A 14,324-nucleotide genomic window follows, 5' to 3' on the forward strand; every position below is an offset into this window, starting at 1 on the left:
GGTTAAACGTTTAAAAACCCTTTATTTACAGCCTACCGGAGCCATTAGACGGAATTTCTCCGTTTATTGCAGGCTATTTTCTCCCTATTTTCTATTTAACCGGAATTCTTCCGTCTATTCCCAACAAGAAACCGGCTGCCCCCTCCTTCAATACGCTTAACACCCCGTACATGTTGTATCTCACTAAACCTCTTATCACGATTCCGTGTTATTTCCTTATCTGAATCCCGCCACTTGCAATTCCCAAACATGCAAAAAGCAGTGAAATTCATGAGAGAATTTCACTGCTTTTATGGCTGCTTTATGCTTATTCTAGAATATTTGGAAACCAAGCGGTAAACGTAATCCCAGCAGGATAGAAAGAACTGCCGCTACGCCAAATTGAATCCAGAATACTCTTGTTGGCTTGTTTTTCTTACCTCTGACTAAAATCATTTCCATCATACCCACTGTCCATAATCCAACTACCGCTTTGATTATATATTCAAGTGAGAGGCTAGATACTGAGGTCAGCAATAAAATTCCTGTTAAAATAATAAGGACATAGATCATTCTTAGGATCATATGCACAATTTTCAATTGGGTGGCTTTGCCCGCCCTATGCATTTGATACGCAACAAAGAATATAATTATTCCCAGTACCCACGCTGTGATATGCATGTGTGTCATCTGTGTTTCCTCCCCGGTTTTTCTTTAACATTCTTATTTTATCATGAAAGGAATAAAATTTTGAAATAATAACCTGTTTAGATGTCTATTGTTTTCTCACAGTTTGTAGGCTATTGTAAGAAGAGGGTCAAATTGACGATTATACTTATTCGGAGGGGATATGATGGCAACAAAAACAGAAAATATGATTCATTTAACTGAAAAATACGGAGCGAATAATTATCACCCGCTTCCTATCGTGATTAGCAAAGCGGAAGGTGTGTGGGTTGAGGATCCGGAAGGCACTAAGTATATGGATATGCTGAGTGCGTATTCAGCAGTCAATCAGGGTCATCGCCACCCAAAAATCATTGAGGCACTAAAGGAGCAGGCTGATAAAATCACTCTGACTTCCCGTGCATTTCACAATGACCAGCTTGGCCCATGGTATGAAAAAGTTTCAAAGTTAACCTACAAAGAAATGGTTCTGCCGATGAATACAGGTGCAGAGGCTGTTGAAACTGCGGTGAAAACTGCAAGAAGATGGGCATATCAGGTAAAAGGCGTCGAGGAAAATAGAGCTGAAATCATTGTGTGTGAAGATAACTTTCACGGCAGAACCATGACAGCGGTTTCGATGAGTTCCAGCGATGAGTACAAGGAAGGTTTCGGCCCGATGCTTCCCGGCATTAAGGTGATTCCTTTTAATGATACTGAGGCACTCAAAAATGCTATTACACCAAATACAGCTGCTTTTATTTTCGAGCCGATTCAAGGTGAAGCAGGCATTAATATTCCTGATGAGGGATTCCTTACTGAAGCATTTAAAATCTGTAAAGAGCAGAACGTTCTTTTTGTAGCGGATGAAATTCAGGCTGGACTTGGCAGATCAGGAAAGCTGTTCGCTTGTGATTGGGAAGAGATTATTCCTGATATGTATATTCTCGGAAAAGCATTAGGCGGAGGTGTTTTCCCTATTTCCTGTGTTGCTGCAAACCGTGACATCCTTGGAGTGTTTAATCCAGGCTCGCATGGTTCAACATTTGGAGGAAATCCGCTTGCTTGTGCAGTATCAATCGCAGCATTGGATGTCTTGATTGATGATAAGCTTTCAGACCGCTCCCTCGATCTTGGGAACTATTTTATGGAAAAGCTTCGCGAGATTAAAAATCCGGTCGTAAAAGAAGTACGAGGCAAAGGTTTGTTTATCGGCCTTGAACTCCATGAAGAAGCTCGTCCATACTGTGAAGAGCTTAAAAAAGAAGGACTTCTCTGCAAAGAAACACACGAAACCGTGATTCGCTTTGCTCCGCCTCTCATCATCTCAAAAGAAGATCTTGACTGGGCTATTGAAAAGGTGCAAAAGGTATTAAGTTAATCTATCTATTCTTATCCAAAACAAAAAGCTGATCAGCCGATCAGCTTTTTGTTTTTTTGCTTACTGTATTGCTGAGCGTTCCGATTCCTGTAATCGAAATCTCAATTACATCTCCTTCTTTTAAATAGAGCGGGGGCTTGAAGCCTTTTCCAACACCTGCAGGAGTTCCGGTTGCAATGATATCTCCAGCTTCAAGTGTTGTACCCTGTGAAATAACTGAAATAATTTCTTCTATTCCAAAAATCATATCAGAGACTTTGCCGGTTTGTCTTTGCTCTCCATTCACATACGTTTCTACAGTAAGGGAGTTGATATCCTCAAATGCTGTCTTATGAACAATACAAGGTCCGATTGGACAGGAGGTATCAAGGCTTTTTCCCAGGAGAAATTGTTTATGCCTTGCCTGAAGATCTCTTGCTGTTATGTCATTCAGGATGGTAAATCCAAAGATGTAATCACCCGCGTTTTCTTTCTCAATTCTTTTGCCATTTTTACCGATTACTACAGCCAGCTCTCCTTCATAATCGAGCTCACTGGTGACATCTGAATGGAGGTCAATCTCAGCATCATGGCCGATCACTGCTGTCGGCGCTTTAGAGAATAGCATCGGGTACTGGGGAATGTCACTTTCGGTACCAAGTTCCAACGCATGTTCACGGTAATTTTTCCCAACACAGAAGATATTTTTTCTGGGCCGGGGGATCGGAGCAAGCAGCGTGACTTCGTTAAGATTGTAAAGGTATGATTCCGTTTCCTCCTCCTTCTTAACTCCTTGGATTAATTGGTTCACGTGGTTAAGAAATTTTTCTCCCATTTGAATACAGTCAATCATTGAAGAAGGGACAGTCTCCATCTCAAAAAGCCTCTTCTCTGCTCTTTGCAGGTCTAAAATCTGATCGTTGTCATTCAGCACCCCTATAAACTGGCGGCCATGAAGAACTGCTGTTGCAAGCTTCATAATGTTGTACACCCCTCTGAATTACTGTTGAATACTTAATTGCATAACATATTCGTTAAATTCTGTGTCTTTTCCTTCTCTTTTTCCATATTTTTCGCAGCAATGCCTGCGACATTTTCTCCTTTTTCTGAGTAACATTGTTGAAAATTGTAAGTTTATTTGTTAATTTGCCGAAATTGCATTCTCTGTAACATTTCATTGTATAATAAGTACAATACTTTTTTTGGATAATATTAGAGTAAAGATGGGGAATAGACATGGCACGAAAAGACATTGAAATACAACGAAAAAACATGATTGACACTGCCAGGAAGTATGGAATGAACGCAACAGAAACTATTCGCTGCAGTCAGGAGTTGGACCACCTTCTAAATCAAGAATTAAAAATGAATACTGCCCCTTCGCAGGATGATACCCTCCAGACAAATTAAAACAGCTTACTACAGCTGTTTTTTTTATGTGAATTCTGGGTATTTATCACAACTTTTTGGTAAGGGGCATAGTATGCCCTATAAAGTCTTTGATAAAGGAAGTTGCTGTATGCCGGCAATCGTTGGCGCATTTAAAGTTAATAACGTAGGTACGAGCAGCGTCGTGCATATTGGAGATGTGATTACCATTTCCCCCGTAAGTGAAGTTAAAACGTTTGCCGGCGCCGGTTCTTTCAATACAGGCGACGGAATTAACGTATATAACCGAAACAGCAATACAAACACCTATGACGGAAATGTGGTGGATCAGCCGATTACAGGCAATCTGTAGAAATCAGGTGATAGGAATGAATTTTTACATTGATCAATCTATCCAAATCAATTATTTGAGAGTGGGAGCCGTCAGTAATTCTTCTGTTCTGCAGATCGGCAGCGCAGGAATCATCAAGCCTCTCTCCAACTTGTATAATACGGGCGGCTTCATCGAGCCCGCTCCGTTGGCTGAGACTACTACCGGAATTGAAGGCAGCACCCCAGTCCCTCTTGTACCATTAACTTCTCCTGCATCTTAGGAAAAATAGTTTAACCTCCGCTTCTCCGCATATAGATGAATTATAAGAATTTTTTTCAGCAGCGGCAGAGCGGGGTGTATTTATGTACTATCAGCAAAATCTTATGTACTATATTCAGAATCTATATTCGCAGCTTCAGGCAAGTGAACAGAAAATTTCCCGTCTTGAAGAGTCGGTTCAAGAGCTGCGTGCTACTGTGGAAGAATTAAGAAACCGGCCCTACACAAATATTGAACGAATTGAATATAACTTTGATCAATTAAAGGTTGAAACATTAGAGGGAACACTGAATATTGGCGTCAACCCTGCTAATGGAGAGTCTATTCAAAACTTCGAAGTAAGCCAGCAGCAGCCGCCTCAGGTACCGGTGATGGAAGCGGAATTTCAGGCACATGTGCTGAACCAGGCAAGAGATCAGGTAGAAGATTACCTTGAGAACGAGACGGACTCACTGTTTGATTCTCTGGAAGCTGCCTATGATACTGAATTCAATCAGCAGTACAGAGAAATGATTTTGACAGATATATCAAGGCAGATTGACAGCCGGATATCCTATCATCATTCCGCGCTCCCGCTGCGGGATACCAATCAGACAGATGAACATATTAAAATGATTGCCAACAATGTGAAAACCGATATCGAAAACTCCATAAACCACTTTGTCCGGAATCTTCCGAAGTAAAGCAAGGAGGAATAGAACATGAATTTTACCGTTATCAACAAAAACCTTTGTGTCCATGCTATACGTGTGATTGGGGTATCGAGTTCATCGGTCTTTTTAATCGGTGACACTGATACAATTGCCCTTTCATCCGTATTTGACACTCCCCCGGAATCTTTAATTATTGGTCCATTTGTACCTTTGGCCCCTCAATAACATGTTGAAAAGGACATCGGTTGTTCAAACGGCCTATCTCAATTCTGCAGGTTTAAGTTCCGTGTTTCAAATAGGAGACGCTTTAAGAATACACAACAAAACCAATGTATTTGCTGTGCAGAGGGAGCAGGAAATCTTCTATATAAATGAAGGGAACTTACAAGAGTATGCTATCTTCAAAGAAGAGATTCCTCTTCCCCTGATAGATGAGAATATCACAATAAATGTGTATCACGATAAGCCTTTTATCCAGGTGAAAGCTGTAAAAGTAACGGCTATCTCATCTTCTGCGGTATTTCAAATTGGTTCTGTAAACGAAATGTATTTGGAATCCAGAGTCAAGCATACAAGACAGCTCAGGTTTAGAAATTCACAAAACACACCTGGTTGAATATCGTGTATTGTATTTGGAAAACTTTCTTAGACAGAATCAGGTCTGCAAGTGCAGATCTTCTCTGTAAGTCTATAATAAAAAAAGGATGTTTCTCATGCCAGCAATAGTAGGGCCCTTAAAGATTAACAACGTAGCAGGCGGGGTGGTCAATTTTGGAGATACCTTTTATTTATCCCCTAAAAGTTCTTCTAAGGCAGCTACAGGTTCAGGAGGAGGCAACACAGGGGACTTCTGGATCTTAAACAATGGAATCAGTGCCACTAATATGATAGACCCTGATGCAGCGGATCAAAATATTACCGCTAATAACTAACCGTAAAAGATAAACAGGCTAATATACCTGAAGCAATCCTGCGTGATAAGGGCGGATCTTCATCTAATTAGCCTAATTTTTATCCTCCTATTTATCAGAGCCTCAAGAACTTGTAAAGAAGAGCTGACCTTCATCAACTAAAAAAAGCAGTCCAATTTGCACTTGGACTGCTGAAGGTTTGAACGGCACTAAGCAGCACCGCTTCTCTGTCAGTTACTGCTCTGCGCCTGAGAGGGCCTGTGACAGAGTGGATTTGATTGTTATATTGTCAAAAGACAATCCAAGCTGCATCGCTGTCAGGGCAATTTCAGGCCGTATGCCGGAAATAGTTGTTTCTACGCCGATCATCCGCAGTGCATCAATCAGCTGAAAAATCTGGTGGGCCACCATCGTATCCACCATAACAACTCCGGATAAATCAATGTAAAGCTTGCTGACTCCCCGCTCGGCACATTGGTTCAAAGTACTCTCAAGGATGAATTTTGCTCTTGCAGTATCAATGTCTCCCACCAATGGCAAAAGCGCATGGTTGTTATTCAGGCTGATGACAGGCGAGCTTAATTCGTTGATCATTTCCTGCTGTGCCTTCAGCTGACGGTAAGAAAACTTATGTGTTTCCTCGATATACTTTAGTACCACACTGTCAAACGCTTTAACAATGACCTTGTTCCATAAATCGTACTCATCATACGAAACAGCATCCTTGTTTTCACGGAAGAATTCTTTAATGTACTGAAGATACTGAGTCCGTACTCTCGTAAATTCAGCAACAATCAGATGAATCGGTGTACTTTGATGTTCTCCGTCCCTTGCTATCCTGAGAATCCATTCATCAAAGTTTTGAAAAAATGTTACTTCATCTTCAACGAACAGCTTTATTAAATGAAGGTGAAAGTCAAAATTTTGCTGTTTGAGGGTTTCAATTACCTCAGGATCATTGGAGGCATACACTCCGCTGGCGGTACTTTTATCTATGCTGTTATACCATTCCTCAGTTAATTCCCTCGCACGGTCCTTTAAATAATCGTGCAAAGCCCTGCTTTTATGCATCATCTCTTCTCCTTTATCTGAAGCATTTTCCCACCCTCTATCATACTAATAAACACTGGGTTTGTGAAATGAAATTATTTAACAGAAACTAGCTTCTCTTTTTCCTGCTGTTAGACTTTTTAGTCTTAATCAGCTTGGAGGATGGCTGCTTTTTAATCCACTGAACATATTTGGAAATTTTTTCGTCCTGCTTCAAAGAAGCAACTGTGTTCAGCCTGGCAGCAAGTTCCTCGTTTGTATAGAGTGCATGAATCTGTTTATGGCAGGGAATGCACAGGGAGGCAGTAGGCAGGAAAGTGCCGCCCAATTCTTTCGGAGTTAGATGGTGTCTCGTAATTTCAACATTTTCTCTTTTACAAAGCTCACACATTCCCTGCTCTTTCTTTCCCACTGCGTTGCCTCCTTTTTAGATTATTTCCAGTTTGACCGTTGATCCCTTTCCGGATGGATGCGCAGGCTCGACAATTAATTTTTTCGGCAGTCTGGCTCTCAATTCCTGTACATGGCTGATAACACCGACTGAAAGGTTTTCTGACTGAAGCTTTTCCAAAGAAGATACTACTGTGTCAAGGAGATCTGAGTCAAGTGTCCCAAATCCTTCATCAAGGAAGAAAAACTGGAGAGGGTATTCTCCCCTGAGCTGAATCTGCGTTGACAACGATAGGGCCAGTGCCAGTGACGTTAGGAACGTCTCTCCTCCAGATAGACTGGACACCGGCCTCTTAACTCCGCCGTTTGCATTGTCTCTCATAATAAATCCGCCCTGGGAGTCGACTTCAATTGCGTAGCGCTGTCGTGTCAGCACCCCCAGTTTGTCGGACGCTGTCCTGCTGACATGGGCGAGCTGCTCTTCAGCCAGAAACTCTACAAAGCTGTTTCCTTTTAATACCTGCTGAAGCTTTTCGAAATGTCCTGCTTTTGTTTCGGCTTCCTCTTTTTCTTTTTGCAGCTGCATGTAGCGATTATGCCTGATTTCCATTAACCCGAGTGCCCTTCTTGCAGCCCCGACATGTTCCACCGCCTCGCTCGCAAGCTCTTCCAGCTCCAGCTTTATGGATTGGACGCTGTCCCACTTCTCCTGGGTGAGAGACTTTCCGCCTTTTTTCAGTTTTATCTGATTCAGCCTGTCTCTGAGGCGGCTGTAAGCTTCAGTATAATCGGCGATTTTTTTCTCCATTTTCTCTCTGATTTCCTGCGGAAGAATTGCTTTAAGAACTTCCTCAACCGACAGAAATTCTGTATCTTTTATAATTGAGGTCCATCTTTCCTTCGCTTCTTCCGCTTTTTTATCAGCATGTGCCAGCGCTGATGAGGCAGCTTTTCTTTCGCTGTCAAGCTCCTGCAGTTTTTTGGAGGCAGCCTGCCAGGTATTGTAGCTTTTCTCCTCCTTATCAATCAAAGAAGACAGTGTTTGTTCTGTATGGCTAAACTGCTGAGACAATACAGCAGCAGTCAGATTTTCATCTCCCAGCTGCTTTTTCTTTTGGGACAGCACTTGGAATGTATGATCAAAAGTAAGCTTTAGCTGCAGCAATTTTGTCTTAAGATCCTGCTCTTCCTCCTGGAGTTTCTTATGCAGCTGCTCATTTTCCTCAATAAAGCGGATGCTTGTTGAAATGCGTGCGGCAAGTTCTTCTGCTGCTTTATCTTTTTCAGCTGTCTCATTGTTCAGACGGTCGATATCAGAGACATCCCATTCTGGAAAATCTGTTTTCCACTGAGTAATTAGCTGCTGCACTTCGTGACTGAGAAACTCAGAGCGTTCCAGCATTTCTTTCCTGTCTGCTCCATGCGTTTCAATCCGCTGAAGAAGCTGCTGCTGTTCTCTTTCTGTTTTCATATAGTCCTCTGACCTTTTCTTCACAAGCTCTTTGATATGCAGAAGATCTTGCTGCAGTGCTTTCATCTCTGCTGACATTTTTGCAAGCCTGTCTTGAAATTGTACAGGATGCTCCGGCAGTTCTTCTTCCAGCAGCCGCTCCGGATCAGCTGCAGAGTCTTCTTTCACACTTCCTATAAACGGAAACTGGCTGATCATATGTCCGGAAAGCTCTTCCATCTTCACCTTAAACGAATGAAAAGACTGAAGAAAACCAGCTTCCTTTTCCTTCTTCAGCTCTGATAAGCTCTTCAGATTCCTGCTTTCGCTATTATCAGCATCCTGCTCAGAAAAAGGCAGTTCACTGATTTCTGAACCGCAGACAGGGCAGGAATCTCCTTTCTCCAGCTGTTTTGCAAGTTCGTGGGCAAGTTTGTGCCTGTTTTCGGCGTCAGAAGCCCTCTGACTCATCTCAAGCCGCTTATTGAGAGCTGCAAACAGCTCCTGCGTCTCTCTTTCTCTTTCACTCGTCACGCCATATAGCTTTTCAATACCTTTAAATGCCTCCGCCAGGTCTTCCTTCTGCTGAGTCATTTTCTTCTGCAGGAGGGTGCTCTCCCTGCTATGCTGTTCTATTATCTTTCCCTTTTTAGCAAGTGCTTCATGCGCATCTGTTAAAGAACCGTTTTTTGTTGAGATCATGATTTTTTGACTTGCGGCTTTTTGCAGCATGCTTCTCAGCTGAGCCGGAACTCTGCTGTCATCCTCCTGCTTTTTAAGAGTAAGCTGTTTATCAATCGCTTTTTTGAGAAGGTTTTGTATTCTTTCCCTCTCTTTTTCTTTTTGCTTCAACAGCTCAGAATGATGGTTGATTTGTCTCTGCAAAGAGTCACTTTCTTCCTCAGCTCTCTGCACTTCAGCAGCAATTTCTTTGAGAACCTTCAGCCCCTCCAGCCTGGCAACAAGCTGCGGTTCTTCCTGTGCTTTTCTCTCTCTCGCCCCTTTGTATGCTGCTTCAATTCTTCTATAGTCCTTTTCTGCTTCCTCATGCAGCATTTTTGCAGATGCAGCTGACTGCTCTTGAAGTTTTTTGTCTGACAATGCTGCTTCTACTTGTTCTGCATAAGGCTTTAATCCTTCAGCAACCCGGGAAATCTGCAGCTGGCTTTGAAAGCTCTCAATGGTCTCTGAATCTTTTTCAACATTTGCAAGCTGAGTGAGATATTCGCTCTCTTCAGCCTGTAGCTGCCAAATTTCCTTGAGGCGCTGATACTCTTCTGTCACCTGCTGAAGCTCGGCTTTCCTTTTTTTCAGCAGAAGCTCCGCCCCGGCTGCTTCTTCTTTTTGCAGTTTCAGCGCTTCAGCCGATGCTTCTCCAAGGCCTGCTTGTTCTGCTGTTATTTTCTCAAGAGAGATTCTTGTTCTGCTGAGTCTCCCCCTCAGCTTTTTCAGCAGTTCATCCCCGTATTGTTCAAGATGAAACAGCCTTTGCAGCATTTGCCGCCTTTCTGTCCCCTTTAATGATAGGAATTCTGCAAATTTCCCCTGCGGAAGGACAACTGCTCTTGTAAAGTCATCGATAGTTAAGCCGAGAAGCTGATAAATCTGTTCGTTCACTTCATTCGCTTTATCTGCAATCACAGATGTTTCGCCCTGCAAGTCAAGGAGCCTGCAAATACTCGTTTTTACACGCATATCATCACTTCTTTTAAACACTCTCTCTACCTTATACAGATTCTTTTGACTGCCCTTCTCAAGCTGAAAAGTAAAAGATACGGTAATGGAGTCCTCCGCATGATTAAGAATGCCATGGGTATTGTTCGCTGCTCTTTCAACTTTTCCGTAAAGGGCGAGAGTCATTGCATCAAGAATAGATGATTTTCCGCTTCCGGTAGGACCAAAGATCCCAAAAATTCCACCTTCGCAGAGTGCTTCAAAGTTTATTTCCTGTTTTTCTCTGAAGCTGTGCAATCCTGCAACAGCAAGTGTTATAGGCTTCATCCCTGTTCACCTTCCTCTTCCCCTTGTTCAGAAGCCAGTTCCAGAAACAGCTTCATCACCTCATCATCCGGCTTCGCTCCTCCTGTTTGTTTTTCATAAAACTTGAGAAATCTTTCTTCAAGCGGGACATTTTTTTGCAGGCTTTCTGTTTCACCGTGAGAATTACTCGCTGCAAACACCGGACGAATATGGAGAATGCCTGTATGTGCTTTGCGAAGACCGTGGATTTGCTCCAGTGACAGCTGATCTGTCAAGGAAATCTCAAGATCAACCCAGGCGTTTCTATCACGCCCCTCATCCAGCCAGCTGTGTACCTGGCTGATTCCCTGCTCTGCTCTCCACTTTACAAGCGGTCTTCCTGAAGATAAAAAAATCTCCGAGACATTTGCTTCCCCGCCAGGCTTTATATCTGCAATACTGACTGACTTGGCATAGCCCGCTTCCGAAAAGCTGTATGCGAGAGGAGAACCGGAATATCTTGACAGGGTTTTCGCTCTTTTTATGTTTTGGGGACGGTGCAAATGCCCTAGAGCAACATATTGTGCCTGCTCGGGCAGGCTTGTTGCTGCAACCGTATAAGCCCCTCCTACTTCTATAGGCCGCTCAGAATCCGTAGAGCTTCCTCCTGCGACATAAATATGACTCATTGCCACATTCACGGTATCATGGCAGTAACCTTCACACATTTTTGCAAAAACGCCCCTGATTTTCTCATCATATTTGTTTCTCAGCTGCAGCTCTTCCAAATCCTTCGACAGCACCTCCGAAAGCCTTGACTCTGAAGGATATGCGAGGGCCGCTACATTGAGTTTTTCCCGGGCAGCCGGAACAGGAATGGACAATAGCTCCATTTGCGGCTGGCCGATCAGATAAATGCCCTGCTGCCCTGCAAGGGGGGAAGCTGCAGAAAGCCGGTCAGGATTATCATGATTGCCTGCAATGACCACCACCGGACGCTTTCCTTTATCAGACAGCCTTGAAATGCTCTCATAAAAAAGCTGTTCAGCTGCTGCCGGGGGATTGACTGTATCAAACGCATCGCCTGCCATCAGGACAGCATCGATTTTTTCCCTCTCAACAATGTCCGCCAGTTCATCCAAAAACTGCTCCTGTTCAGCGAGCCTGCTTCTGCCTTCAAGCGTTTTTCCAAGATGCCAATCTGCTGTATGAAGTAAACGCATATGCATTCTCCTTTCGTAAGAAAAGCGCAAGGCGCCATTTCAGCAGCTTTCATCACCTGCTGCAGCGGCGCCTTTAGCCTGACAAGTTACTATTAACAATTCATCTGGAACACAGGGTTCACTTCCCAGACAGACAGGCTGTCCGCTGCGTGGATGCTGCAGCTGCGTCTCCGCCTTCCCTTCATGTTCCAGAGCATGGCTATTTCTTTATTTCCAATAAATATCCTCCGTCCAGGAAGTATAGATATTTTGATGCTACCGGCCTTTTTAATATTTTTTCTACAGCAAGAGCATACAAATTCACCTGCACTTCATATCTGTCCTTCAATATCTCTTTTGCACCTTCAAATCCACCTTGAAACCTGCCCTGAATTGCATCTGTTTTAAAGTCCAGCAAAACAAGGCCGTTACTGTCTTCAAACAAACAGTCGATAATTCCCTGAACAAGCACACTTTCATTGTCCAGGGGCGTTTGATGCTCTTTATATACTTCTTCTGCCGGAAGAGCCAAATTGAACGGCACCTCTCTGGAAACATGATCGGCCATTAACAGCCTTAATCCGATTTCGGAAGAAAAGAAGGAGACGATATGTTCAAACTGAAGAGCGTCATACTGATCGCTTGTAAGAATTTCTTTGGAAACCAGCTCTGCAGCATAATTTCTTAGAAAGCTCTGATCCATGCCTTTTTTCAGTGGAACATGCTGCATAAATGCATGCAGCGCAGTTCCCTGCTCAGCTGCCGTCAGCTTTTTTTCCTGCATAAAGGTTGGCCTGTCATACAGGAAATTTCTTTTCCGGTTCAGTATGGAAGTATCGCTGTACTCGTCATGATATTCCTGCTGCCTTTTGATTTCAGATACCGACTGTTTTGCACGGTGGACAGCTGCATCCTGGAAGGAATATTTCCATGTCAGTCGCTCTTCAACCTCTCCTGCCCACTTCGTCTCCAGCGGGACAGGCTCCCCATTTTCCAAAGCTTCTTTTCTGTCGCTCTGGATATCGTCAAAGCTGAATTCCTCCTGCACCAAGTCACTTTCCTCCACAATGCTCACAGACCATTTGGAAGGATCATCTGCTATAGCAGATGTCATTTCTGACTGAGAAAGAACACGTGCGTCTCTGTGCCTGATGATGGCAGGACCGATCCAGTCCAGGTAGGATTTTGCCGCAAGCCTTTCATGATCAGGAATCAGCCAGTCCTTATGCTCCAGCATCTGAGTCCAGCTTCCTATGCTTTTTTCAGCATCCTTCATGGTTCCAATCAGAAACAGCTTTTCTTTTGCTCTTGTCAGCGCCACATACAGCACCCTGAGTTCTTCTGACAAAAGCTCAACCTTCATTTTTTTCTTGATTGCTGTTAAAGGAAGAGTGGGATAGCTGATTCTGTATTTAGGATGAATATATTTGGTTCCAAAGCCCAGCTCTTTGTCCAGCAGATGCTTTTTGTTAAGATCCATCATATTAAACTGCCTTGCTAATCCTGCTGCAAAGACTACCGGAAATTCGAGACCTTTGCTGCTGTGTGTTGTCATAATCCGAACAACGTCCTCCTGTTCTCCAAGAGCCCTTGCAGCACCAAGATCATCTCCGCGTTCCTGCATTCTTTCTATGAATCTTAGAAACCGGAACAAGCCGCGGAAGGAAGTAGATTCATATTGTCGGGAACGATCATAAAACGCCCTCAGATTGGCCTGCCTCTGCTTGCCCCCAGGCATTCCGCCAACGTAGTCAAAGAACTTTGTGTCACGGTAAAGCTGCCAAATCAGGTCTGACACAGACCCCTTCCGCGCCAGGTCGCGCCAGCCCTGCAGGCTGCTGTAAAATCCGCTGATTTTTGCAAAAAGTCCCTGATGCTCTCTTCCTGCTTCAGCCAAAAACCCTTTGACTGCATCGTAAAATGCACCCTTGTTTCCGTAAAGCTTAATGGTGGCAAGCTCATTTGAGGACAAACCGATTACAGGCGATCTCAGCACAGATGCGAGCGGAATATCCTGATATGGATTATCAATCACCTTAAGCAAAGACATCATGATAGCTACTTCTGTCGCTTCAAAATAGCCATTTGAAAGGCTGGCATATACCGGAATACCCTGCTGCTTAAACTCTTCAAGTATCTGCGGAGCCCATGGCATAGAGCGGAGAAGAATCACTATATCTTTGTAAGTAATGTTTCTAGTTCCATTCAGTTTACGGTCATAAACCTGAAAACGGCTGTGAACCAGCTCGCGTATTTTAGATGCCATCAGCCTTGCCTCAAGCTGGACAGTTTCAAGCTCTTCTGCATCAAATTGTCCTTCTTCTGCTTCGTCTGTAATTCCCGGCCCCTTTGAAATCAGGAGCAGTTCTGCATTCATTTCACTGCTTGGCGGATACTGCGCACCCAGTTTTAATTCCGCATCAATATCGTAGGCAATCTCGCCGACCTTTTCCCCCATCACCTGTTTGAAGAGGTAGTTGGTACCATCCAGCACTTCCGCTCTGCTTCTGAAGTTTCTGGAAAGGTCAATTCTCAGGCCTGGTCCCGACCCGTCCTGCGTAAATTTTTTATATTTGCTGAGAAACAAAAACGGCTCAGCCAGGCGGAATCTATAGTAGGGTAAGAAACCGGCGCCTTACTGCGTTTCTGCAGCAGGTTTCCAGGAACTCCCCTCCGAACCGTACGTACTCCTCTCAGAGTATACGGCTCTCCACTTACAAACA

At 43.7% G+C, this 14,324-nt stretch carries 14 protein-coding genes and 1 pseudogene; 8 read left to right on the plus strand and 7 right to left on the minus strand.

Annotated elements, in window-relative coordinates; all coding sequences use genetic code 11:
- Positions 1–312: 312 nt before the first annotated feature.
- Positions 313–669, minus strand: coding sequence for a YisL family protein (locus tag GJU40_RS15470; RefSeq protein WP_154308975.1), 357 nt, complete (start codon positions 667–669; stop codon positions 313–315).
- A 163-nt stretch (positions 670–832) separates the two neighbouring features.
- Between GJU40_RS15470 and GJU40_RS15475 the strand changes: the two genes are divergently transcribed.
- Positions 833–2,026 (plus strand): ornithine--oxo-acid transaminase, encoded by a 1,194-nt coding sequence (locus GJU40_RS15475; RefSeq protein WP_281350726.1) that lies wholly within the window; start codon positions 833–835, stop codon positions 2,024–2,026.
- Positions 2,027–2,066: 40 nt separating this feature from the next.
- On the opposite strand, the gene GJU40_RS15480 is transcribed toward GJU40_RS15475, so the two are convergent.
- Positions 2,067–2,984: a fumarylacetoacetate hydrolase family protein gene (locus GJU40_RS15480; RefSeq protein ID WP_154308977.1), complete on the minus strand. Its 918-nt coding sequence runs from the start codon at positions 2,982–2,984 to the stop codon at positions 2,067–2,069.
- Positions 2,985–3,241: 257 nt separating this feature from the next.
- Here GJU40_RS15480 and GJU40_RS15485 point away from each other — a divergent pair, with 257 nt between their 5' ends.
- The 7 genes from GJU40_RS15485 to GJU40_RS15515 all read left to right on the plus strand — a co-directional run bounded on the left by GJU40_RS15485 (position 3,242) and on the right by GJU40_RS15515 (position 5,571).
- Positions 3,242–3,415 carry an aspartyl-phosphate phosphatase Spo0E family protein gene (locus GJU40_RS15485; RefSeq protein WP_154308978.1) on the plus strand — a complete coding sequence of 58 codons (174 nt, stop codon included), beginning with the start codon at positions 3,242–3,244 and terminating at the stop codon, positions 3,413–3,415.
- Positions 3,416–3,524: 109 nt separating this feature from the next.
- Positions 3,525–3,746 carry a spore germination protein gene (locus tag GJU40_RS15490; protein ID WP_154308979.1) on the plus strand — a complete coding sequence of 74 codons (222 nt, stop codon included), beginning with the start codon at positions 3,525–3,527 and terminating at the stop codon, positions 3,744–3,746.
- Between the two features lie 16 nt (positions 3,747–3,762).
- Positions 3,763–3,987, plus strand: a complete 225-nt coding sequence (locus GJU40_RS15495; RefSeq protein ID WP_154309009.1) for a spore germination protein GerPB — start codon at positions 3,763–3,765, stop codon at positions 3,985–3,987.
- 82 nt (positions 3,988–4,069) lie between these two features.
- A complete protein-coding gene (gene gerPC, locus GJU40_RS15500; protein WP_154308980.1) occupies positions 4,070–4,669 on the plus strand; it encodes a spore germination protein GerPC in 600 nt (199 codons plus the stop codon).
- A gap of 18 nt (positions 4,670–4,687) precedes the next feature.
- A complete protein-coding gene (locus tag GJU40_RS15505; RefSeq protein WP_154308981.1) occupies positions 4,688–4,864 on the plus strand; it encodes a spore gernimation protein GerPD in 177 nt (58 codons plus the stop codon).
- A gap of 1 nt (position 4,865) precedes the next feature.
- Positions 4,866–5,255, plus strand: coding sequence for a spore germination protein GerPE (locus GJU40_RS15510; protein ID WP_154308982.1), 390 nt, complete (start codon positions 4,866–4,868; stop codon positions 5,253–5,255).
- A 97-nt stretch (positions 5,256–5,352) separates the two neighbouring features.
- Complete coding sequence (locus GJU40_RS15515; RefSeq protein ID WP_154308983.1) at positions 5,353–5,571, plus strand: spore germination protein; 219 nt, start codon at positions 5,353–5,355, stop codon at positions 5,569–5,571.
- A gap of 213 nt (positions 5,572–5,784) precedes the next feature.
- Here GJU40_RS15515 and GJU40_RS15520 read toward each other — a convergent pair whose 3' ends face one another.
- The 5 genes and pseudogenes from GJU40_RS15520 to addA all read right to left on the minus strand — a co-directional run.
- Positions 5,785–6,621, minus strand: a complete 837-nt coding sequence (locus tag GJU40_RS15520; RefSeq protein WP_154309010.1) for an STAS domain-containing protein — start codon at positions 6,619–6,621, stop codon at positions 5,785–5,787.
- Positions 6,622–6,709: 88 nt separating this feature from the next.
- A complete protein-coding gene (locus GJU40_RS15525) occupies positions 6,710–7,012 on the minus strand; it encodes an HNH endonuclease (RefSeq protein ID WP_343031577.1) in 303 nt (100 codons plus the stop codon).
- 15 nt (positions 7,013–7,027) lie between these two features.
- Complete coding sequence (locus GJU40_RS15530; protein ID WP_154308984.1) at positions 7,028–10,441, minus strand: AAA family ATPase; 3,414 nt, start codon at positions 10,439–10,441, stop codon at positions 7,028–7,030.
- Complete coding sequence (sbcD, locus tag GJU40_RS15535) at positions 10,438–11,622, minus strand: exonuclease subunit SbcD (RefSeq protein ID WP_154308985.1); 1,185 nt, start codon at positions 11,620–11,622, stop codon at positions 10,438–10,440. Before sbcD ends, GJU40_RS15530 begins: the two co-directional genes overlap by 4 nt.
- Positions 11,623–11,821: 199 nt before the next feature.
- Positions 11,822–14,215: pseudogene (addA, locus tag GJU40_RS15540) on the minus strand (helicase-exonuclease AddAB subunit AddA); the annotation flags it as partial.
- Positions 14,216–14,324: the final 109 nt, after the last annotated feature.

It is taken from the genome of Metabacillus lacus (assembly GCF_009674805.1).
Classification (GTDB): domain Bacteria; phylum Bacillota; class Bacilli; order Bacillales; family Bacillaceae; genus Metabacillus_C; species Metabacillus_C lacus.